Source organism: Bacteroides sp. 214 (assembly GCF_010501015.1).
Classification (GTDB): domain Bacteria; phylum Bacteroidota; class Bacteroidia; order Bacteroidales; family Bacteroidaceae; genus Bacteroides.
Map to the genome: position 1 here is coordinate 203479 of NZ_QVML01000002.1, position 21895 is coordinate 225373.

Annotated in this window: 17 protein-coding genes; 6 read left to right on the forward strand and 11 right to left on the reverse strand. The window is 44.8% G+C overall.

All coding sequences use genetic code 11. From position 1 onward, the window contains the following. Nucleotides 1-143: 143 nt before the first annotated feature. A complete protein-coding gene (locus tag D0T50_RS02510; RefSeq protein WP_163221654.1) occupies nt 144-557 on the reverse strand; it encodes an FdtA/QdtA family cupin domain-containing protein in 414 nt (137 codons plus the stop codon). Beyond that, nucleotides 554-955 carry an FdtA/QdtA family cupin domain-containing protein gene (locus tag D0T50_RS02515; protein ID WP_163221656.1) on the reverse strand — a complete coding sequence of 134 codons (402 nt, stop codon included), beginning with the start codon at nt 953-955 and terminating at the stop codon, nt 554-556. The genes D0T50_RS02510 and D0T50_RS02515 overlap by 4 nt, the downstream gene beginning before the upstream one ends. A 161-nt stretch (nt 956-1116) precedes the next feature. On the opposite strand from D0T50_RS02515, the gene D0T50_RS02520 reads away from it, so the two are divergent. From D0T50_RS02520 to D0T50_RS02535, 4 genes are all read left to right on the forward strand, one after another. Further along, nucleotides 1117-1986 (forward strand): AraC family transcriptional regulator, encoded by an 870-nt coding sequence (locus D0T50_RS02520; RefSeq protein ID WP_163221658.1) that lies wholly within the window; start codon nt 1117-1119, stop codon nt 1984-1986. Nucleotides 1987-2092: 106 nt separating this feature from the next. Then, nucleotides 2093-3001, forward strand: coding sequence for a fimbrillin family protein (locus D0T50_RS02525; protein ID WP_163221660.1), 909 nt, complete (start codon nt 2093-2095; stop codon nt 2999-3001). Between the two features lie 14 nt (nt 3002-3015). Continuing rightward, entirely contained in the window at nt 3016-3918 is a 903-nt protein-coding gene (locus D0T50_RS02530; protein ID WP_163221662.1) for a fimbrillin family protein, read from the forward strand. 29 nt (nt 3919-3947) lie between these two features. Next, nucleotides 3948-5753 (forward strand): fimbrillin family protein, encoded by a 1806-nt coding sequence (locus D0T50_RS02535; RefSeq protein WP_163221664.1) that lies wholly within the window; start codon nt 3948-3950, stop codon nt 5751-5753. A 13-nt stretch (nt 5754-5766) separates the two neighbouring features. Here D0T50_RS02535 and sprA read toward each other — a convergent pair whose 3' ends face one another. Both sprA and ruvA read right to left on the reverse strand, forming a co-directional pair. Continuing rightward, nucleotides 5767-13119, reverse strand: coding sequence for a cell surface protein SprA (gene sprA / locus D0T50_RS02540; protein ID WP_163221666.1), 7353 nt, complete (start codon nt 13117-13119; stop codon nt 5767-5769). Next, nucleotides 13119-13706, reverse strand: coding sequence for a Holliday junction branch migration protein RuvA (gene ruvA, locus D0T50_RS02545; protein WP_163221672.1), 588 nt, complete (start codon nt 13704-13706; stop codon nt 13119-13121). The genes sprA and ruvA overlap by 1 nt, the downstream gene beginning before the upstream one ends. A 199-nt stretch (nt 13707-13905) precedes the next feature. On the opposite strand from ruvA, the gene D0T50_RS02550 reads away from it, so the two are divergent. Next, nucleotides 13906-14805 carry a diaminopimelate dehydrogenase gene (locus tag D0T50_RS02550; protein WP_163221674.1) on the forward strand — a complete coding sequence of 300 codons (900 nt, stop codon included), beginning with the start codon at nt 13906-13908 and terminating at the stop codon, nt 14803-14805. A gap of 5 nt (nt 14806-14810) precedes the next feature. Here the strand turns inward: D0T50_RS02550 and D0T50_RS02555 are convergent, their stop codons facing one another. From D0T50_RS02555 to D0T50_RS02565, 3 genes are all read right to left on the reverse strand, one after another. Further along, nucleotides 14811-15251: an N-acetylmuramoyl-L-alanine amidase gene (locus tag D0T50_RS02555; RefSeq protein ID WP_163221676.1), complete on the reverse strand. Its 441-nt coding sequence runs from the start codon at nt 15249-15251 to the stop codon at nt 14811-14813. A gap of 104 nt (nt 15252-15355) precedes the next feature. Then, a complete protein-coding gene (locus D0T50_RS02560) occupies nt 15356-15619 on the reverse strand; it encodes a hypothetical protein (protein ID WP_370520869.1) in 264 nt (87 codons plus the stop codon). Between the two features lie 31 nt (nt 15620-15650). Continuing rightward, nucleotides 15651-16154: an HU family DNA-binding protein gene (locus D0T50_RS02565; protein ID WP_163221680.1), complete on the reverse strand. Its 504-nt coding sequence runs from the start codon at nt 16152-16154 to the stop codon at nt 15651-15653. Nucleotides 16155-16414: 260 nt separating this feature from the next. On the opposite strand from D0T50_RS02565, the gene D0T50_RS02570 reads away from it, so the two are divergent. Then, the gene (locus D0T50_RS02570) at nt 16415-16654 is read left to right on the forward strand and encodes a DUF4248 domain-containing protein (RefSeq protein WP_163221682.1); all 240 of its coding nucleotides are present in this window, start codon (nt 16415-16417) and stop codon (nt 16652-16654) included. Nucleotides 16655-16866: 212 nt separating this feature from the next. Here D0T50_RS02570 and D0T50_RS02575 read toward each other — a convergent pair whose 3' ends face one another. The 4 genes from D0T50_RS02575 to D0T50_RS02590 form a co-directional block, all read right to left on the reverse strand. Then, nucleotides 16867-17679, reverse strand: coding sequence for a KilA-N domain-containing protein (locus D0T50_RS02575; protein WP_163221684.1), 813 nt, complete (start codon nt 17677-17679; stop codon nt 16867-16869). A gap of 174 nt (nt 17680-17853) precedes the next feature. Further along, nucleotides 17854-20049 carry a VapE domain-containing protein gene (locus D0T50_RS02580; RefSeq protein WP_163221686.1) on the reverse strand — a complete coding sequence of 732 codons (2196 nt, stop codon included), beginning with the start codon at nt 20047-20049 and terminating at the stop codon, nt 17854-17856. 119 nt (nt 20050-20168) lie between these two features. After that, nucleotides 20169-20561 carry a hypothetical protein gene (locus D0T50_RS02585; protein ID WP_163221688.1) on the reverse strand — a complete coding sequence of 131 codons (393 nt, stop codon included), beginning with the start codon at nt 20559-20561 and terminating at the stop codon, nt 20169-20171. An 861-nt stretch (nt 20562-21422) separates the two neighbouring features. Further along, nucleotides 21423-21884: a hypothetical protein gene (locus D0T50_RS02590; RefSeq protein ID WP_163221690.1), complete on the reverse strand. Its 462-nt coding sequence runs from the start codon at nt 21882-21884 to the stop codon at nt 21423-21425. Between the last annotated feature and the right edge of the window lie 11 nt (nt 21885-21895).

Below are 21895 nucleotides of genomic sequence, written 5' to 3' on the forward strand. Positions count from 1 at the left end.
CTAAATGTAAAGATAATAATCGAAAAATGCTAAGGAACTGAAAATAAAGTAAAAAAAATGAACCGTTTTTGGTACATCCGATGGATAGAAGAGAAAGAGAGGTTTAAGGTGTTTCTGTGTTTTGAGGTGATGGAGAGCCTGTTTTACTTTTTATACTTCAGGTACTCCTCATACTCTCGTATATAATCATCTTCGTCGTACTCGTGCGAGGCTAATACCAAACAAACAGAGCCCGAAGAGAAGTCATTTAATTCGCGCCAGATACCCGGCACAAGCAGAAGTCCCTGATGGGGCCTGTTTAGTGTAACCGTTCGTTTGTTTACACCATCATCGAGCAATACATTAAAGCTACCGCTTGCCGCCACTATCAACTGATAAAGCTCTTTGTGGGCATGACCACCGCGGCTTTCGCCTCCCGGAACATCGTAAAGATAATACACACGCTTTACCTCGTATGGAAGAGCACCGTTGTTTTCTACAACAGTCATATTTCCTTTTTCATGAAAACGCCTATCCATTTCAATCATGGAACAATCATATACGTTGCTTTCTTTCATAAGGAGGTGTGAGTTTTGAATTGTTCGTAATCGTATATATACTCCGATTCGTTGAATGGAGCCGAAGCCAAGACAAGTGCCAAGGAGTTGGTCGAGAAATTCTCTAATTGCCGCCACATACCTTTAGGAACATAAAGCCCGTAGTAAGAGCGGTTCAGCGAGAAGGTAGTTTTATTTACGCCATCATCCAGCAGCACATCAAAACTACCCGATAGTGCTACGATAAACTCCTCGGTGTTTTGGGGTGCATATCCTCCGCGACTTTCGCCACCCGGAACATCGTATATCCAGAAAGAACGCTTTATAAGAAAAGGTATATGATGATTACCCTCAATAAAAGAGAGGTTTCCTCGCCTGTCCAAGAACTTGGGTAATTGAATTATTAAAGCTTTATCCATTATATAGAGTTCATTTCTTTGTAAAGGGGGCTTCATGTGCCCACAAAAATACCTTCTTTATTTGGAACAGCAAAGTAAGGGGGGAGGTAAAAAACAATGTGTAACCAATCTTTGTTTTGTGATAAACTTTATATATGTTTGACCGCAAAAGAAAGTAGAGAATGAAAATTTTGTATCCACAAGAGCACTTTTCGTGTTATAACTACGAAAAAGGACAGAACGCCCGGCTGGAGATTCTGAAGAGAGAGGCGGGCAGTAAGATTGTGCGCGATTTAATAGATACGGAGATTGTGTTCGTCATCGACGGTCATTTTACTTTATCTCATGCAAAGTTTATTGATTTGGATGTTACAAAGGGGAAAATACTCTTTTTCCCTCCGGGAAGTCATGTCGAAGCAAAGGTGTTGGAGGATACGCACATCATCATTTGCCGCGTGCGGGGTGTATTGCAGTTGTGCGAATGTTTGAATTTGGAACAGCTCTACCGGGAGTATGGAACGAAAAAAGGGCATGATTTCCACATGCTGGATATTAAGGAACGCGTCTATAGTTATATAGAACATTTTGTAGATTGTGTAGACGATGGTTTGAAGTGTTCCTATTATTTTGCCACGAAAATGAAAGAGTTATTCTTTCTGTTGCGTGCCTATTATACCAAAGAAGAGTTGGCTGCTTTCTTCGCACCCATTCTTGGCAAAGACTCACAGTTCATGAACCTGATGTATCAGAATTACCGAAATGTAAAGAGCGTGCAGGAGCTGGCAAGCCTCTCTATGTATAGCCCCTCGGGGTTTAAAAAGCAATTCAGCAAGGTGTTTGGCACATCGGCTTCCGAATGGTTGAGCGACCAAAAGGCGGCATTAATCTTTCAGGACTTAAACAACTCTCCGCTAAGTTTCAAAGAGCTTGCCGATAAATATGGGTTCTCTTCTGTTTCGTCATTCAACAATTTCTGTCTGGCAAAATTTGGTAAACCACCCGGCAAAATTCGTCAGAAAACAACGAATGAGGAAGAAAAAGATAAAAAGTAGCTAACGAGAAAAAACAAGTAACCTTCGGAGTAAAAATCCGGAGGTTTTTTGTATCTAATTTTGCATTGCGAATTTTTAATGAACTAATAACAAAAAGAAAAAAGCAATGAAAATTAATAAATTATTTTTAGTAGGGTTAGTTACAACAAGTGTCGTGTTTTCATCCTGCAGCAAAGAAGACAGCAATCTGCCGGAACAAACACCAATCGCCTTGAGTAGTGGTATTGATATGGGTATAGCTCCGACAAGGGCTATGCAGGAAACTCAAATCGCGCTCAACGAGAAATTGAGTTTGTTTATCAATAAAGCGTCGGGAGTAAACATGTACGAGAATATAGAGATAACAGCCAACGGAAGCGGTGGTTTTACACATACGCCGTTGTATTACCCAATGGATGGCAGTAACATCGATATATATGCCGTGCATCCATACTCTTCTTCGGCTTCGTTGAGTGCGGCGATACCTTTCTCTGTACAAGAAGACCAAACAACAACAGCAGGTTATCTGGCTTCCGACCTCTTGTATGCCACCCAGACTAATGTGGCAAGAAATGCCAATGCTATTCCGTTGACATTTGCGCACAAGCTGACTCAATTGGAGTTTACAATTAAAAAGAGCACCGGCTCGGATCTTACAAACTTACAGACCGTTACTATCAACGGGATGAAAGGAAGTACAACGATAACTGTGCCTACAGGTGCCTTGGGAGAAGCAACGGGTAGTGCGGTTAGTATTCAGGCAAACGGTGTGCACGGAACCGAAGAGGGCGAAACAGAAGTTTCGGGTATTACAGCCATTGTTGTACCTCAAACAGTTGCTACCGGTGTGAAACTGTTCAAAATAGGTATAGGAGGTATTGATTATTTTTACACAACCACCTCTCCTTTAACCTTCGAAAACGGTAAGAAGTACAATCTGCAGCTCACCATCAATCAAACCGGAATAGAACTGGAATCAGTGATTGAGGCATGGGGCGAAGGTGATACGATTATCGGAGAAGGCGAAGCGGAATAATTCTCTAAACAGCCATGCAAGTAAAATATTGTCTGAATTTTATAGTTGCGGCTTTGGGAAGTTTGTTAGTTCTGGGTTGCTCACCTATGGATGCTTTAACGCCTGAAGCATCCAAGGTACAACCCAGAATTGTAGCCAGCATATCGGGCATTCAACCCAAAGGCTTTGAGCTGGGAGATAAAATCGGAGTTTTTCCGGTGTATTACCAAAGCGAAGGAGTAGCTGGAACATTAGGAGACACCGAGGACTATCTGCATATTCCCTATACGTACAACGGGCGGATATGGCTGGCAGATGTAAACAACACCCTTTATTTAGAGGATGTCGCGGTGGATGTGTATGCCTATTGGCCCTATCGTGCGATAGATAAGGCAACAGATCCGTATGCCTTTCCGTTCGATTTGTCGGGCGATCAGAACGAAAAAGAGGTGGATTTTCTATGGGCAAAAGCAGAGAATATATCCGAGAAACACAATACGGCAGGACTTATTTTCCAACACTTATTGAGCCGTATAGATATTAACCTCTGTTATGAAGAGCCTCAGGAACTCCCTGAGATAAAGTTACTGGGTACTTTCACCCAAGCACAGATTGATATAAGCCGGGGAACTGCCGGTTATCGCGAAGGTATAAAAAGAACTATCCGCCCGAAGTGGAGATCGGGTATATCGGGCGATAAAGAGTTTGCGTACGAAGCAATCATAGCTCCTCAGCGGGTAACCAAGGATACTCCTTTCTTATCCGTGAGTTATGAAGGAGAAACAATGTATTTTGTTTTACCGGAGGATATCTTGTTTGAATCGCAATATAATTATGTCTTTAACATTGTGATTGGAACAGCGAAAGAAAATAAAAATATAAGGCGAATCGCACCTGATGCGGTCATTAAAATAGTCAAAGAAGTTAAGTACTTATAATGCGGCATTTCATATATATATTGATTCTGATGCTTTTTATCCACGCTTGTTCGGATGAACAGGTGCAGGATGCGTCATTGCCCGGAGGTGAGTTGAATCTAACCTCTGTTATTTCAACACATCCTACCGGGCGTATGACGGGAACCCATTTCGAATCAAATGATAAGATAGGTTTGTTTTTGACTCCCGGCGACGCGTACAACGTGGGGTATGTATATAATAGCAATAAGTGGAGTCCCATAACGAACAACCCTGCTTGTTGGCCGGGAAAGAACAAAACAGATATATATGCCTATTATCCGTATGATGCCTCTTTGACAGACGCCCGTTCTCATTTATTTTCAATAAATAGCAATCAGGAAGCTGTTGCAGGTTATACAGCCAGTGATTTTCTTTGGGCGAAAGTTGCGGAAACGGAGCCTGTAGAAACTGTGCGATTGAGTTTTCAGCATCGCATGAGTAAGATAGTTGCCATTGTAATGTCCGAGGAAGAAGGCTTTTGGGAAGACGAAATAGACGTGTACCTTTCGGGCATGAGCTTGGATGCGCGCATAGACCTTGAGGATGGCACCGTATCGGTAGCTCCGAATACGGTCGTTTCTGATGTTTCCATGCAACTACAGGGTAGTTTGCTGGAAGAAGAATTTTCGAAGCAGGCTTTTCAGGCAATCGTTGTTCCGCAGTTACTTGCCCCGGGAGATATTTTTCTGACCATTCATCACAAAGGCATTAACTACGCGTATAAAATGGAAGAATACATCCGCCTTGAGAGTGGATTTACCTATACTTTTCATATCCTCATCAGAAGTAATGCCTTGTACGTAACAGTAAATTCCGTCAACGAATGGAGTGATGGCGGAACTTATGGCGGAGAACTTATGCGATTGCCCAAGATACTGGATATTTCTTCTCTGGACTGGACACAATCCAATGTATATCATATATATGAAGGAGATAGCCTGATAGGGATGGCGGCAAAAGAATATCTGTTTTCCCGTACCATTTCGAATCTGGATTTTCCGGCTATCGTAGTCTACCCTGTCGCCGAAAATAGTAAGATAGACTTAACGAAAGGCTTCATTGCCCAAGTGTTGAACAGGAAGATGAATGCGAGTTTTGATTTTGATATCAATAGCGGGGCGGTACATGGAGGGTCGGTAGAGTTCAACACAGAAAAGAATGAAATAGCCAAGTTTGTTGCGGGTTCGCTTCCTGTCAACCATAAGGTAGAATTTCTTTCTTCGGGAGAAGTTTTAGGGGCGAACGATTTATACAAGGCATGGTTGGAGGCGCGTCCTTATCAGTTGAACGATGTGGACGAAAATAGTTATCCAATCGTTAAGATAGCCGCGCAGTACTGGACGCGTGAGAACCTGAAGACGGAACATTACCGCGACGGCTCATCGGTGGAGACCTATTATTACAACAACGAAAGGGATACCTACCGGGATGTTTTTGGCGGACTCTATACCTGGGATGCTATGATGGACGAACGTGGCATAGCACCAGAAGGATGGCATGTGCCCACAGAACCCGAATGGTGGGCTTTGCGTGATTATCTATATCCTTATCCTTCTTATAAATTGAAAAAGAGGGAATTGTGGAGCACATTCGGCGATACGGATAATGTAACCGGTTTCTCTGCTTTGCCCGGTGGACGCAGGCTCTCTACCGGTACTTTCAATGAAATCTATTACTGGGGGCAATGGTGGTCTTCTGCCATACGCACCACGCTGGATGGATGGCGTGTCTACTTCGGCACGGATGGTGTCATCGGCAATAGTAACCTCAATAAGAAATATGCCGAATCTATCCGACTGATAAGGGATATATAGTATTCGTGTAATTTTACCTCGTCAGCGAGAACCTCATACTAACTCCAAAGTCGGCAGTGGTAACAGGATACGAAGTAGCCGAAACCAGTGGCTTGTTCCGCTGCATATCATAAAACACACGTAGAGTAAGCATCTTACTCAACACATAGTCGGCAGTGCAGGATAACTTAAAGGCTTCGTTTCCGCTTGTGGCTTGGGTGCTTTCCATCTGTATGTTTCGACTTAGTGCCGACTGGTTGCGGAAAGATATATCGGCGCGAAGGGTGAGGTCATTGCTGACAACTTTCTTGCTGTTGCGGGTGTTGCGTCCCTTAAAGAGTTGGAAATTAAGTATTTTATAGCCCATGCCAAACACTAAGTCGTTGGAGCTACTCTCGCTCAACTGATAGGCCGCCATACTGAGGTTGACTACACGCGTAGTTTTATATTCCGCCTTGAAGTTGATGCCACTATGTAACGTCAGGTCCACACCCAGAAGCGGCGAGAACTGCTCGTTGATAGACACCATGCTCACATCGTACATGCTGGAAGGCATCGGGTCGCCCGTTTGTACGTCTTCAATAAAGCCGATATCGCCCATGTAGCTCATAAAACTTTGGAAAGTACTATACGAACCAATGCTGTAAGTGCTGCGGTACGCATGGTTGATGTTAACGCTTTTGAAGTGCTTTTTGAAGAAGGCGAGCTTGCTGAGTCCGCTGTACGTAACACGCCAGTTGGGCATTATCGAAAGAATATCGGGGAAGATATCGAGTGAGGCGCTCTTACCACTTCGTCCGGTGTAAGCAGCAAGGAAAGCGGGCATCATAACTTCGGGAGAGTATTTATTGACAGTGCCATTGGCGGGGTCGAAGGGTTGCCCTGCCAAAGAAGTTCCCGCGGGATAGGTAGCCCCTATGTACTTGGCTTCCACCCGCTGCTGAATGACATCAAGATTTTTAAGGAAGCGGTCGAATGTTTTGGAACTATACCCGTTGGATGCTTTGCTACTTTCGAAAGCACTTCCAATGGTAAGCACCGTCATATTAAGGCTACCGCTACGTAGCTCGGGCGAGTCCTCGTACATAAATTGTACTTCGCGCGATTTATTGCGTGTCCAGCCTGCATTGAGATCTATCTTCATATCGCGGAAAGGTTCCAGCGTCATGCGCAACTGCAAATCCTGCATGGCATTGGTAGTGGCGGGCGAAGTTACCGAGTCGTTCTGCATGAGCCAACCTTTGTCGATGGCTTTTTCAATGTAGTCGTTACCCGTTAGTCCGAAGGCGAAATCAAGGCCGGGAGCCATGACGCCATAATTCTTTGTTTGCCCAAAGGCATCGCCTACCTCGGGGATAAATCCGGGCAGCGTCATAGCAAAGGTATTCTTATACGTTGCGCTGATGCTACGCACCATCATGGCAAAGCGCGAAACAGACTGTGCCGTTTTATACCAGGTCTGGTCTTCTTTCCTGGGGCCGGGCACCACCGTAACCTTGATGCGGATAGAATCGCGGTTCTCTATACGTATCGCATTAGGATTGAGTACTTTGTATCTCACAGGATAACGTCTTCCACTGGTGGTTAAAGCTACTATTTTGGGATTCTTCGTAGCAAGTTTATGTTCCAATAGCACGGTGGTATCTGGTTTCAGCTCTATCTCCCGTTCTATCTTTTTAGGAGCTGTGGGTTTGGTAGGACGAGCCGGTGTACGACTGGTCGAAGCAAACTTACGATTCACCTCTTTCAGGAATGGTACCTTATTATATAAGTTCTCTAACTTAAAGCTCGTATTTAAATCCAGCGAGCGTTGGTTAGCAATGGTATTTCCTAAGAAGGGCATATCCGTATAAGAGACTCCTCTATCCCAGTTATAGGAAGATGAGAAACGGGTATCGGCTGTAATCCAGTCGGTCAGCGGGAACTTGTCGAACGGGAGTTTATAATTCAGATTAAACGTTTGCTTATAGTCCAACGGGCGACCCAGCGATGCCAAGCTACGCTTTACCGAGTCTTTCCATATCTCGTATTCGTTGGGATACAGGTCTTTATTCACCGGCACATAAGGCTCTTCAATCTCTGCGCGGGTAGCCGAGGTATAGTTCATTTGAAGATTTTTACTCAAATCCCACCGGATGGCCAAATCCCTGTTCCAGAAGAACTCCTTAGCAAAAGAAACGGGTATCTCGGTAGCTACATCCGTACTTTCTACTTCGCGTGTTTGCAACTCATAATAATGCCTCGTGAGGTCTGTGTTGAAAGATATGCTTTGCGGAATCCAGTTCAGATTAAATTCTTTGAAGAACTTTAACCATGGCGATTTACTCTTCATATTCTTCATGGGTTCCCACGCCTTGAATGTGGGCGAGTAGTTGTATGACAAGCTGGCTCTCCAATCCACTTCGTTTTCGTAGGCGGTGGTGCTTCCCTCATTGTAACGCTGTGTATAGGCATAGCTTAGCGTAAAGTTGGCAGGGTCGTAGGGCATAGGGTTTTTACTGGCAACGTTTACCTTCATATTACTTAAACTAAAGTTTTTGTAGGTAGCCAGTTCGCGTGCCAAACTCTTCAAAGAGTCTTTTTCGTGTTTCGTATCCAATGCGTCGAGTGCATCATCCAAGAGCATATCTTTGTCCAACGGATTATATTTCGGTGAGGTTATTTCCCTCGAATAGGAGTAATAGATTGGTGCGGATATCTTCGCTTTGGCAGGAAGGAATCGTCCAAGTTCCATGCTTGTGGTAAAGTTATATTGGTAGTAATCGTCCAGACGACGTTCACTCACACTCTGCTCCAGTCCGCCAAAGCCCGCCGTTTCTACATGCCCTGCCAGGTTTACCGACCCTAAGTCCGAAAGCTGTACATTCAAGTTGCCACGCGCAGCCCAACCGCCCTCTTCGTTGAACTCCGTGAGCCTGAGTTCATTAAGCCAAATCTCCACCGATTTCTTGGAACGGGCATTATTACGTACTCCAACCATAATGGTTTTCACTTCGGCAAGCGAAGGGTTACCAATCACACTTACCCTGTTGGCGGGTTTGTCGGGATCGTAATCGTAATAGAGTGTGGCAAAGCTCACATCCGAAAGTTTATCATTTTTATCCGCGTTGCGCGCCTTCTTCAAGTTAGTAAAAACCGTGAAGGGAATGTCGAGCATATTATCCTCCGGCCATACCGCCAACCTGCCTTCGAGTGTTTGATCGCTGTACGAACCGTGTGGAGTAAGTTTCAACGGAATTTCATATTCGTAGTAATTGCTGCGATAATCGGAACCAAGACGAATAAACATGGCAAGTTCGCCATCTTCGGGGTTGGTCATATCGTCCAGCACTTCTTCGGCGTGTACAAACATTTGCAATCGTTTGTATTGCCGCATATCCATACCTGTATTTTTATATACGGCACGCGCGTCTCCACCTGCCAAGTCGGTTACTTTCAAGCTAAGGGCTTGCTCGTTTTGTTGGCGAAGCTGTGGCTGTCCCGGATCAATAACACGCGAAATGCCCGGAGGAAGCACATAGTTTACCGGAGTGCGGTCGCCGTTTTCTTCAATATTCACGGTCGATACCCCTAATGTGCCGGTAATGGTTGGTGCCGGATTTTGCAGGTTGTACAGCGCTTCGGTATAGGAGCGCCACTCGCCACGTACCAGCTCCAATGTAGCGAAGCGAAGCACAACAGGTTGCTCAAAGTCTGTCATAAACATACGCATAAAGCGGATAGACTTAAAATCCTTGATGCTACCATGTGGCGTACCCGATTTCACGGGAATCTTAAACTGGTACCAGCTTACCTCTTCCGTATTTCCGTTGCGTAGCTTCACGCTCGATTTGCGCACGTCGCTGATATAGTTGCTACCCACCCGCATATCTTCGGGGCGAATACTCACTTGGTATTGGAAATATTTCTCCGTTTCGTTCAACGTATTGTCTTGGTTGATATCTTCTACATCGGGAACAGTCTTCGCCGAGGTATCGTAACGTTCGGGCGAGTCTTCGGAAGCGATGGAATTTCCCTCTGTGTTGTTATAATATTTGTAGCGTTCCAGGATGCTGCGTTCTTCCTGGTCGTAGTCCGAACCGCGGAAATAATGATAGTTATCGGCGGCAGGGTCTTCGTAGAAACGTTGGTAAGCTTCGGGTTGGGTCACAACGCTGCTTACCTGACTCAGGTAGTTGTTGTAAGTTGGGAAGTTGCGTTCGTCTTCGGTAGAAAGACCATTGAGTCCCACATCTTGCGTCCTGCGCGAGCCGGTACTATTGTCAAAAGCATAAACAATGCTACGCTCCTTGGGTACGCGCCCCCATACGGTTTCTTCTACTTTGCTGACATCGCCATCGGTAGGCAATCCGTTTTCAAAGAATTTCTTGCCATCTTTAAGTATATCTTCAGATATTTCGCCAAGGTTGATGTACAGGTCGCCACCACGACGCTTGGTCGTTTCGTTTTCGTAAAGAAACGGGTCGAGCAGCCAAAACTCGATGTATTCAATATTGGAAGATTCAAAGTCACTTGTGTCTAACTTACGCATCATTCCACCCCAACGTTTATCGGGGTTGAGCAGTTTTCCATCCGAAGTAAGATGAGTATCCAAGTTGTAGGGCCCACGCTCTTCGGGATAGTAAGCGAGGTTCAGAATAGAGATTGTTGAAGATTCCTGATTCGTAATTTCTTTATTGGGGAACACCTCTTGTTCATATACTTCGCGCACGTAATGATTGGAAAGTTGCTCCACATCATTCTTGATATGTGTGGGTGTAAGTGATGAGTTGCGACGGGTAAACAGCCGGTCGATATAGTACCATGCCAGCAATGCGCGGTTTTTGCCATATTCTATATCATTAAATTTCTCCGCTTCCGGGAAGAGTGGGTTTGTTTTACTGTATGGTGTGCTTGCCAACATCCAGTACGAAGGCTGCCGCAGGTCGATACCCGATTGGGTGGTTTCAAAATCGTCGATGTACGAAGCGTTACTTTGTATATCACTGCTTGTTCCGGGCATCAGGTGGGCAAATTCTCCTGTAAGATTAATCTGCGAGGGTTGTGTGGCATTGACGAACGGCAACTTGTCGAGCATATTTGTAAGCCACTGCGACTCTTTCTTCCATGAGAAATTTACGCCCCACAACGTATTGGATATGGGTTCGTCGCCCATAGCCACTTTACTCACAAGTGGTTTCTCTTTGAGGTGTAGTATGGTACCTCCAAACTGGAAGTCTTTGCTGTAGTCGTAGGTAAAGTTCAATCCCATCATTGTTTTGCGCTGCATATTGAACAGGGTGTTACTTTCCAGATTTACACTTACTGCTGTGCCCGCGTCGATGATATTCTGATTGATGATGGTTACTACACCGAGATTATAATCTATGGTATAGTCACTATTCTCGGTTAAAGTAACTCCGCCCGCAGTTACCACCACCGACCCTGCGGGAATATTCATAGAACCCAGGCGTATTTCCGAACCCGAACTTCCACGGTATTCCCCCTGTAAGCGGAATTTGTTCTTTTCGGCAATCTGTCGTGCCACGGTCAGCGTAGAATCGTAAAGCTCTTCGAAGACGTATTTATCGGCAATGGCATCGTTACCAATCATCTTGCGCAAGTGCGAGCCGAAAGGTTCGACAACAGGAAAATAAATACGACCATTTTGTGCCAGGACTGTATAGCCTTCTACAAAGTCGAAAAGACCATCGGAACCCGATTGGTTGCTGGAGTTGAGGCGGTCGAGGTTCATCACGCGAAGTAGTGGCAAACGATCTATTGCCCCCTCCGGAATGTATTTGAGATAAACACCTGCCGTATCGCTTTGGTAGGTAATGTCCAGACGGAACTTATCTCTTTGTATCTGATTGGCACCGAGCGCATAAACGTTTTTCATCATCAAATCCCAGCAGCCGGCATCAGGAGAGTTGGAGGTGTTTTTCAACAGTTTAACGTAAAGAGAAGACTTAGTATCCTTAATATCGGAAGAAAACTCCCCAACCTGATAGCGCTTGCCATTCAATGTATATTCAAAAGCTACGGCAAGCACTTCGTCGGGCTGTAAAGATTGCTTCAGCGAGAGGTAACCTATTTGAGTGTTAAGCGTGTACTCTGAAGAGGTAAGCAGGCGGGCGCTTTCTATTTTCTCAAAATCATTGCCATTCTCAATACCGGGTATGGCAGTCATTACTCCGGTTACCTTGCTGATGTCTCGCGCTTCGGCATAGGTGCTTACCATTTGTTGGTAAAGGTTGTTGGCATCGTTGAAAGGTGCGGCAACCAAACCACCGGTAGAGTGCCAGAAGCTATTACTGATATGACTACCCTCGCCCAAATCTACCAATGCGACAACGTTTCGCGGATTATCATAATTGCTTCGCTTATTGGTTACCCAAACTTCTACACGGCTAATGCTTACCCCCGATAGTACTGTGGGTAGTTTGGACATGTTATTATCATAATTATCGCGGAAGTAATGCGCCAGAAAGAAGTGGCGATTCTCATCGTACTTATCGGCAGAGAACTCAAAAGGTGTAGTTTGCGACCCACCTTTACTGGTCACCGTCTTGGACTCGGACTCTTGTTGGCTCACTACCGTTTGTAGCTTCAGTTTACCGAATTGCAGGTCGGCACGAATACCAAACAGCGAACTGGCACCACGAATCAACGTTCCGTTGGTAGGCATACTTACGTTACCACCTTCCAATAGTTTGATTATTTCGTCTTCCTTACCCTCATAACTTAACTTTATCTTTTTGGTATCGAAGTCGAAGGTGGCATCGGTGTTGTAGTTGAGGTCTAAGTTTACCTTATCGCCCACCTTACCGGTGATGCTTGTGTTTATTTTCTCTTCAAAATCGAAACCGATGGACTTGCGCGCACTCGACGACAATGTGGGGTTATCTACTTTCCGGTAGTTCATACCAAAACTAAGTTCGGCGCTTCCCTGCATTTGGATTTGTACACCACCGGGACCGAATATTTTTTCGGCAGGTCCGAGGTTGAAGTTCATGTCTGTAAAGTCAAAAGCATCTTTTCCTTTTTCGCGCTGCTCGCTGTTGGCACGTCGGAAGTAATCGTTCATTTGTTGTTGAAACTTCCAGTTGGCATACTCCTCAGGGGTTAACAGGATAGGTGCTGCAAGATTTACATCGCCTATTTTGGTACATACGCGATACATGTTATTCTCTGCGTCGTACTCCACCACGGTGCGCACATTTTCGGGTGTTTTGAAATCGGCTGGCGCACGGTTAAGGTCTTCGAGCTGCGAAGGAACTGTTTTGCTAACAGGGAAACGGGCAGGTATCGAGTCTTTGGGCTGAACGGTTTGTGCAATAGCAGAAAAGCTGTTCACCCCAAAGGCAAACAGCAATATCAGTAAACTTCGTAACAGCCAACTCTGCATCAGAATCGCTTCAAGGCTTGTTTGATAACGCCTTCGACCGATGCTTGCGGGTCTTCCTTCAGTACGGCAAGCACTACCTTTTGCGAAGCGGCGGCAGGGAAGCCGAGCATGGTAAGTGCGGAGACCGCCTCTTCTTGTATCACACTACTGGTAGCCACTGCTATTTCTTCGCCTGCACCACCTGCGGCAATCTTCATCTTGTCTTTCAACTCCACAATCATGCGCTCGGCAGTTTTGAGTCCGATGCCTTTGATCATTCTCAGCATGGCAACGTTGCCGCTGCTTATGGCGTTGGATAGTTCGGAAGGCGACATAGCCGAAAGTATCATCCGTGCCGTATTGCCACCAATGCCCGATACGGAGATGAGTAAAAGAAACTGCTCGCGTTCTTGCTTGCTTGCAAAACCATAAAGCACATAAGCATCCTCGCGAATGGCTTCGTGGATAAACAACTTACAACTACTCTTTCCTTGAATGGCCGAATAGGTATTCAGAGAGATATTTGCAGCATACCCCACGCCATTACAGTCAATCACTGCAACTGCAGGTGTAAGCTCCTCTACATTTCCTTTTATATATTCTATCATATTATAACCGTATTTATTAAATTCACTATTATAACGTACGCGCGATGATTATAGTATTTCAATTTATTAGTTTTTCTCTTTGCCTATAAAAAGAATTCCTAAAAAACGCCTTGTAACCTTGCCATCTATCCATAAAAACAAAATAATATCGTTACTTTTGCAACCAATAATATAAACATACTAACAAAAAGATAACAACATGAAGAAACTTAGAGCAGCCATAGTAGGGTATGGTAACATCGGAAAATATGTGTTAGAAGCCATTGAAGCATCACCCGATTTTGAGGTAGCCGGTGTTGTTCGTCGTAGTGGTAGCGATAACAAACCGGTTGAGTTAAATGACTACACCGTGGTTAAAGATATGAAAGATTTGACAGATGTAAACGTAGCTATTCTTTGTACACCTACCCGCAGCGTAGAAAAATATGCGAAAGAATACTTAGCTATGGGCATTAATACCGTAGATAGTTTTGACATCCATACCGGCATTGTAGATCTGCGTCGCGAGCTCAACGGAGTGGCCAAAGCACACAATGCTGTTTCTATCATCTCGGCTGGTTGGGATCCGGGTAGCGACTCGGTGGTTCGCGCCATGTTCGAAGCCATTGCTCCCAAAGGAATTACCTACACAAACTTCGGTCCCGGCATGAGTATGGGGCATACCGTAGCAGTAAAAGCCATTGAAGGTGTGAAAGCCGCGCTCTCTATGACCATCCCTACCGGAACGGGCATACACCGCCGCATGGTGTACATAGAAGTGAAAGAAGGATATAAGTTTGAAGAGGTAGCCGCCGCCATTAAAGCCGACGCTTACTTTGTAAACGACGAAACTCATGTAAAGGAAGTTCCCTGTGTAGACGACCTACTCGACATGGGACATGGCGTAAGCCTTACCCGCAAAGGTGTGTCGGGCAAAACACAAAACCAACTCTTTGAGTTCAACATGAAAATAAACAATCCGGCGCTTACAGCACAAGTATTATTGTGTGTAGCACGTGCCTCTATGAAACAGCAACCCGGCTGCTACACCATGATCGAAGTACCGGTAATTGACCTGCTGCATGGTAGTCGCGAGGAGCTGATTGCGCATTTGGTGTAAAGAAGTTACCGGCTGCGCTGTACCTCAAAACACGGACACACTTTAACCCACTCTTTCTCTTCGATCTCGCCATTGCCATTCAGGTCGGGGCTAAGGTCGCGATGACCACATACGCGGCACTGGGCAAATCGTGCGAGCAACTCGGATATAACCACCTGCAAGGAATGTTTCTGTGGTGCGGTGCGTGTGTCTTTGGGCTTTCCATAAGTATCCAATCCACCTTCGTAGCAAATACCAATAGAGTGCTGGTTGTATCCTTTGGCATGTGCCCCCATCTTCTCTATGGGGCGTGTGTTGATTATTTCTCCGTTTATGCGGATGTAGTAATGGTAACCGATGCCACTGAAACCACGTAGGCGGTGGTCGCGCTCAAGGTCGTGTGCTGTATAACTATTTCCTTCACGAGTGGCGGAGCAGTGAATGACAATAAGATCTATTTTTCTCATATAATTCATGGTTTATTTTACCACAGAGTACACAGAGTTACATGGAGTTTTTATTTTTTTTAATATTATCCTCTGCGAAACTCTGTGTTACTCTGTGGTGAAAACTAAATTCTTTCCTTGCACTCAGCAGCCTCGCACTTCTCCAACAAGGCTCTTTTCAGTTCCTGTCTGAGTCTGAATACTTCACTGTGCATCTCTGTTACCTTGTCGCTTAGCTCAAAGTAATCTTTCAACACTTTTTCTACCTGCTCCATCAAAAAGCTGTATTGACTCATAACCAAGTCACTGAATTCTTTGAGCTTTTTGGCATCCTTCTTCTTCAGGAAGGGAAGCACGGCAAGGATAAAATCCAACAATTTTTGAATAATAGATTTCATAGGGCAATGTAATTTTTAATTATTATGTGGTAGGGTCGGTAAATCCACCATCTCCATCTCCACCTGGGGTTTCGTCACCACCACTGTTGTTTTCTTCGTCTTTTACCTCTCCGGTAACTCCGATTGCAACATCGTAAAACTTGATGCGCTCTCCTGCGCGGGTGGCACCCAGATTGGGCTTAACGGTGTTGGACGCGCGGAAGTTTATTCTTACCGCTTTGATGTTCTTTACACCACACTCTTTTTCTACTTCGGAACCGAATGTGCGGGCACCCAGGCTGAACACACCGAAGTCTTTGATGTTGACCGACTGACCGCTGTAGAGCAGTGTGCGCATAGACTCCGAGAAATTGGTCAATACACTCTTAATGTCTCCCAGGGAGAGGGAACTGGCCTCTTTCATCAGGTAGGCCACATCGTCGAGGTCGGCACTGTTTCCCAGGGTTACTAACTGCGGATAATACTTGGCTACGGATGCTACGTTGCGAGGATCCTTGCGCTTAATTTTTTTGTAAGGTACTGGCATGTTTTGTAAGTTTTTAGAGACTGTTTCAAAACAGTTTCTTAATTAATAATTAGGAGTAGGAAAACAAGAACAGCTTCTTCTATGTTATTTCCTTTTCTCTTTACAAAAGTAGCTACTTGATTTTCGTCCCGGTCGGGTTACGGGAGTTTACGGGAGTTGTTGGAAAGATACGGGAAGATACGGGAGTTTACGGAAGTTTTTTTGCTGTTTTTATGTCGATTTTTAGTATCTTTATGGGTAGAAAAATCAGAAATGTAGCAATGAAACAACTCCCAACCGACGAAAATCCTTTCCAGTCCAAAGCCTATACAAAGGTAGAATTGGCCATTCTCTATAACCCCACCTCTTGTGTTACCGTAGCCCTGAAAACTCTTTCGCGCTGGATTAAAGAAAATGAACAACTGTCGGCTGAGCTCGATGCCATCTGCTACAATAAATACCGACGAACGTTTACACCTAAGGAAGTAGCGATTATTGTGAGGTATTTGGGAGAACCATAGAATTAAATTCAGGTTAAACGCTGAGTTACGCGAGTTACGCGGAGGGTTTAGGTTTTATTTTTTTTACTTTTTCGATGCCGCAGGTATCCTCCTTTGGGAGGAGGTGCCCAAAGGGCGGAGGAGGACATTTTGCAATGATGCTGTGTTATGTCTCAATCTATATGGCTAATAATCCTCCGCGTAACTCCGCGTAACTCGCGTTTAATATTGATTTATTTCAATAATTTACGATTTTCAACTTCCTGCAATACTCGCATCTGTTGGATCGCTATCTGATTGAGTTTTAGTAAGCGGTCAGATTGTGGAATTTGCTCATTTATTAAAACCGCATTAATGTTCTCCATATTCGACAAGCATATCAGCTCGTTAATGGTAGCATAATCCCGGATATTACCTTTCAGGTCAGGATTAGTATCACGCCATTGCTTTGCAGTTATACCAAAGAGAGCCATATTTAGCACATCCGCTTCGCTGGCATATACAATTGATACTTGTTGAGCCGTGAGTGCCTCCGGTATAAGATTATGCTTTACTGCATCTGTATGGATGTGATAATTGATTTTCGACAGTTCTCGTTTAGCAGACCAACCAAGTTGTTGCTGCTCATGCTCTTTGAGGCGTTGGAACTCGGTAATCAAATAGAGCTTGAATTGTACGCTGATGGCAGATCCAAATTCAAATGCAATATCTTTGTGGGCGAAAGTCCCACCGTATTTTCCTTTTTGGACTACAATACCTATTGCATCTGTTTTCTGAATCCACTCTGAAACGCTCATTACAAAACTGGGTAATCCGGCTTGTGACTTAAAGTGGTCAAATTCGACCACTTTAAAATTGGGATTATTTATAATCTCCCAAGTACCGAGAAATTCGAGAGTATATCTGTTTCTTAGCCAGTTCTTAATAATATCGGCTGCCCGGCTTCCACTTTCTTTGGCATTCGCCATGTCAGTCAAAGATATATAGTCGCCATTATTTACACGAACAATTGTGATGTCTGTTTCTTGTACTTTTATCTTAGCCATTATTATCGCCGTTTTTCTATTGTGGCAAATAAACCGCAATTTGGTTCTGCAAATTTAGTTTAAATTATTGATATCCATTATATGTAATACAATTGAAGCCTGCGCTGTGTCTCAATCGATATGGATAATAATCCTCCGCGTAACTTTGCGTAACTCGCGTTTAATTAAATTAACCTAGAACGGCAATTCCCCCATTCTCTCAACCGGCTTTTCTTCTGCTCTTCGCGCGTTCATCTCTATCTCTTCGGAGGTGAGGACAACGACCGCGTATTCGGTAATTCCCTGCGCGTTTTTTCTTTTCCTGAACTTCTCTTTTTCCAGTATGTGCACCAGTATTTGTTGGGTTTGGGCATTGGCCTGTGTGCGTCCGTACATACTTAGTGTGGCGAGGATGGCTGCTGCCGCTTTCCATTTAATCTCTATTGATTTGTTTGTTGCCTTTCGGAAGTAGATGTAAAGGTTCTCTTCCAACGGGTCTTTGATGCGGTGCTTTTCGTTGCGGGCGTTGATGTTATCTACCTCGTTGCCTTCGTACCAGTATTGATAATCGCTTTGTGCCAATGCGCGTGCCTGACTGAATATCCCCGTGTGGTTGATGGGCGATTTGTAGTCAATATTCTTCACCGAAACCACCAGAAAACGTCTGGAGCCGGTATTGTCCTTGAGGAACTGCAGGTTGTTGGTGCTTCCTATGAACGATGCTTTGCGCGGGTAGGAGTGTGCCTGTATGTCGTAGGGCTTGCGCAGGCTGATGCTTTCCAGTGCGATGATGCGTTTAAGCTCTGCCACATCGCTTTGCTTCGCCCCTTCAAACTCTTCCATGTTGATGAGCAGGCGGGTGGCGAGCATCATCATGTCGTCCTTGTTGTGTGGGTCTACCATGCCGTTGCGGTAGTATTCTTTGAGTGTGGGTGGCAGCAGATGCCGTATCCATGTACTTTTTCCTTTGCCCTGTCCGCCATGCAGTAGCAACACCTGCTGATTGGCTTCTTGTATCCCCATGGCGCAGGCTGTCATGGCGGTAATCCAGCGGCGTAGCGCGTCGTCCCAGAAGTCGGGGTCGTCCGTCTCGATGGTTTTTGCCAGTTCGCCTATGTAGTCCGTCTCTCCATCCCAAGGCGGCAGGGCGGCGAAGTAGTCGGTAATCGGGTTATAGTCGGCTGTGTATTCCGAGTCGATGATGGCTTTGAGGTTTTGCTGCGAAAGCGAGATTCCCGCTTGGCAGATGTGCAGGTAGATACTGTTGAAATCTTTCGTCCGCATGATTCTGTAAGGTTCGTGCTCCTGTGCTTTTTCTTTCATTTCCAGCCGTTCCATAATGGAGTTTCTGCGGAAAGAGAAATGGTTGTCCAGGTACTGAATTGTTCGTTGCGTGGGTGGTAACTTCTCTTTTTCGGCCTTTTCGGTTTTGTCGTTGTAGGTATAGGCGTTGCGTATGGGGTCGTGCGTGTTCCATCGTCCTCCTTCGCCAAACTCTTCGGCGGCAAGCTGCAATACGGCTGCTATGGGCAGTTTGCGCGACATACATTTGTTGCCCAGTGCAAAGAGAAACGTGTTGTATTCTCCTTCGGTGTAGCTGTATTCCTTCTGAATGGCTTTCACGCATTTTTTGTAAGCCATTCGTATGGCAGGATCTATGTAGTCGGTTGTTTGCGGCACGCTGCTGGGCATAATTCCCGATACATCTTCGTTGTTCTTGCTTTTATTGCGTGCCGGCAGCTCTGTTACGGTAGGTATTCTGCGTAAGGTAGCCTGTTGCAGTCGTTCCGGCGAGAAGAATACCTGCGGGTCGTAAGAGGCGAACGTCCCTCTGGAGATGTCTTTGCCCGAGGTATCTACCTTTACACCCGTTATCTGCTCGTAGTATTGGCGCGTGAGTTGGTACATTTCGTAGTGATACCTCTCCAGCTCGCTGTAACCAATTTCTGTGCCGTTGAGGTACATATCCCTTAGTCTGCTGGCGGCAGGTGTGCGCAGGTATGCTATGATTTTGAAACCATGCCTTTTCACCGTGAGGAAGCCGAGGAGGGTGGCTTCGTCCTGTTCTATGATAGGGCGTAGGCGTAGGACATCCTCGTCGCTCAGTCCGTCAATGTCTATTGTTATCAAGTCATTGTAGGCAGTTATGCTGTGCGGCAGCCTTTCTTCGCGGTACGTGGTGGTGACTGTAAAAAAGCTTAGTTGTCTCTTCACCCTGTTTGCCTCTTCTTTTTTCCCGAGTGCCATCAGCCGGTTTATTTTCTCGACGTTCTTGGCATACTTTTCGGACTTAATCATCTCTGCCAGCTCTTTGATGGATAGATACCCATTTACCTTTGTAAAACCACGATAGGAAGTTACTTGAACCTCATTTTTAGTTTCTTGTGTCATCTCAATTTATATGTTTTTCTAGTTTGGCAGAAACGCTCTACCAAATGCGACGGCAAATATCCCCTTTAGAATTGACATATTCAAATAGAGATATTTGCCGTTGTTTGTCTAAGGTGTTGTTACTGAGCGTCTTGCTCTCTCTCCGCCTTTTCCCTGATGTAGTTATGTATCATGGTTTCAAGCGATTGCGTTCCGAGGCTCTGTTGGGGTGCGTTTCGTACCCTCAGGTCGAATACCAGCTCTATGATCCGTGTTATCTCCCTTACGCTTCGTGGTTTTTCCCTGCCCGGTTCGTTTTGTGTCAGTAGCAGGAACAGTTCGATAACCAACTCTCTATCAGCACTTACCACTATCCGTTGGCTACCATGTTCTACCATCCGAAGTATTCTCTTTACCTCTTCTGTTTGCTTGTTTACCACAATGATGCAATTCGCATCTTCTGTCTGTACGATTTCTACCGTTTTAGATGTTTTTTTGACATAATTATAATATTTGAGTGAAAAAAGTTTCAAAAATAGTGAAGTTGGGTGGGTTTTGTGTGTTTTCTTTTTGACAGATTGAATTCAGGTTAAACGCTGAGTTACGCGAGTTGCGCGGAGGGGTTAAGTTTTAAAGTTTTTCGATGCCGCAGGTATCCTCCTTTGGTTTCCTTCCTGGTGTTTGCTGCTTAAAGCATTGAGTTATGCAGATAATGCAATGCTTTAGTGGTGCTAATGCATTGAGTTATGGGAATAATGCAATGGATTAAATTCAGATTAAACGCTGAGTTGCGCGAGTTACGCGGAGGGTTTAAGTTTTAGAGTTTTAGTTTTTCGATGCCGCAGGTATCCATGTTTTTATTTTACCACAGAGTTCACAGAGTTTCGCAGAGGGTTATTAGCCATGCGGCATCGTAACTAAAACTCTGTGTAACCCTGTGTACACCGTGGTAACCTGAATTTCACCTACCCCTCCGCGTAACTCAGCGTTTAAAACAGCATTTCCTTTAAACTATATATATATTATTTCTTTTTTTAGCCTCTTTTCCGAGGGTGGTTACCTACCTCTATAGAGGTTCAAAAAACGAAACTTTAAAGGGGGTAAAGCGGGCGCCCGGGCGCGTTCTTATATAGTGCTCTTTTTTTTTAGTGCCAAAACACCTCTTTTTAACCTCTTGAACCTCCATTTTCGTGTCCGAATTATTTATTTTTCGAGGTTATTTTAACGTATTTTTGCTATTTTTCGTAAAAAAAGAGGACAAGGGTGGGGAGGTTCCGAGAGGTTAGGGGGGAGGTTAGGTGGGAGGTTGCATTGCGAAGAAAAAAGAGGCACGGGTAGGGGAGTTCTGCCTGTGCCTCTATGGGGATTTTACGTTTCGTCACATTTTGCTATTGCTAAATTTTCTCTTGTTCGAAGATTTTGATAATATCTTCAATACTGTTAATTAATCCGCCTATCGCATGAACGAGCTTCAATAAGATAGGGTTTTCTATGTGTTTAGAGAGAATAGTAAGCAGTTCTTTCAATGCGGCTTCTACTATTTGCATTATTCCTCTCAATGCGGAGGGATCATCCCAGGGTATGATTGGCGAAGGATTGATAGGAACAGGTGGAATTTCGGGTGGGTCTTTTTTTAATGCATCTATAACATCAATAAACCCTTTATCTACATGAAAAAGCGCTTTGTGTAGAGATAGGAGTGCCTTTTTAGCAATTTCCGACTCTATTTTTGCATGCACGGTTTTTGCTATTCCATCTACAAAACAAAACATATGTGTCCACTGAATCCATTTGTCAACATCCATGGGACCATTAGAAGGATACATTGACAGTAATACCATTTTTTCTTCATTCATAATTTTGTTGT